The sequence below is a fragment of the Streptomyces sp. NPDC001373 genome, from assembly GCF_042895815.1.
GTDB lineage: Bacteria > Actinomycetota > Actinomycetes > Streptomycetales > Streptomycetaceae > Streptomyces.
Genome location: NZ_JBIAWQ010000068.1, coordinates 1 through 1,304, shown reverse-complemented (window position 1 = coordinate 1,304; position 1,304 = coordinate 1). Strand labels below are relative to the sequence as shown.

General features: G+C 69.7%; 1 protein-coding gene. It reads left to right on the top strand.

What is annotated here, in order from left to right:
- Nucleotides 1-130: 130 nt before the first annotated feature.
- Nucleotides 131-1,264 carry an IS30 family transposase gene (locus tag ACFY15_RS36910; RefSeq protein WP_390688538.1) on the top strand — a complete coding sequence of 378 codons (1,134 nt, stop codon included), beginning with the start codon at nucleotides 131-133 and terminating at the stop codon, nucleotides 1,262-1,264.
- Nucleotides 1,265-1,304 lie beyond the last annotated feature (40 nt).

The window sequence follows — 1,304 nt, the reverse complement described above, 5'->3', positions numbered from 1 at the left end:
TCTTGGGTTCTAGGAGTCGTCGCAACACCCCAGCTCAAGGGGTGCGATGGACTTCGAGATCCGCAAGGTGCGGACGGTGGCGCAAGGGCGTAGGAAGCTGGTCCGTGAGCGGGAGGAATACTTCCGGCTCATGGACCAGGGCCTGAGCAGTTCCGAAGCCTGCAGACGCGTCGGGATCAACCTGCGCACGGGCAAGCGGTGGCGTAACGGCCGCAACCCGTCGGGCAAGCAGAAGGCGGCACCACCGGTTCGTCCGGTGGTGCCGCCTTCCGCGTCGTCGCGGTACCTGCGCGAGGGCGACCGGATCCACATCGCCGACCGGCTACGCGAGAAAGCGACGGTTCGGGCGATCGCGGCCGAGCTGGGCCGCAGCCCGTCCACGGTCAGCCGGGAGATCCGCCGCAACCGGCACCCGGTGAACGGTCAGTACCGGCCCTTCGCCGCCCAGGCCCGGGCCGATGACCGCCGGCCCCGGCCCAAGCCGCGCAAGATCAGCCAGAACCCCGAGCTGCGGGCCGCGGTCCAGGCCGGTCTGGACGAGAGGTGGAGCCCGGAGCAGATCTGCCAGGCTCTGCGGGCACAGTTCCCCGACCGGCCGGAGATGCATGTGGTCCACGAAACCGTCTATCAGGCCCTCTACGTGCAAGGACGCGGCGAACTGCGGCGGGAGCTCGCCGGAGCACTGCGGACCGGACGAGCCCGCCGCAAACCCCACCGCCAAGCCCAGCAGCGACGGCCCCGCTTCGCCGAGCCCATGGTCATGATCAGCGAACGACCGGCCGAGGCGGAGGACCGGGCCGTGCCCGGGCACTGGGAAGGGGACCTGATCATCGGCAAGGACAACGGGTCCGCGATCGGCACCCTGGTCGAGCGCGCCACCCGGTACGTGATGCTCGTCCACCTGCCCCACGGCCGGGGCGCCGAGCAGGTCCGCGACGCACTCCAGAAAACCGTCCAGACCCTGCCCGCCCACCTGAAGCGGTCCCTGACCTGGGACCAGGGCTCGGAGATGGGCCGCCACCACGAGTTCACCGTCGCCACCAACGTCCCGGTCTACTTCTGCGACCCGGCCAGCCCCTGGCAACGCGGCTCGAACGAGAACACGAACGGTCTGCTGCGGCAGTACTTCCCCAAGGGCACCGACCTGGCCGTCCACGACCCCGAGCACCTGGCCGCCGTCGCCGACCAGCTCAACCGCCGCCCACGCAAAACGCTCGGCTGGGAAACCCCAGCCGAGCGCCTGCATAAACTGCTCGCGGCCTGATCAACACGACCACGTGTTGCAACGACCCCTAGAAACCGCC

Coding starts and splice junctions, on each gene's coding strand:
- ACFY15_RS36910 (WP_390688538.1), top strand. CDS start 131: ATGGACCAGGGCCTGAGCAGTTCCGAAGCCTGCAGACGCGTCGGGATC.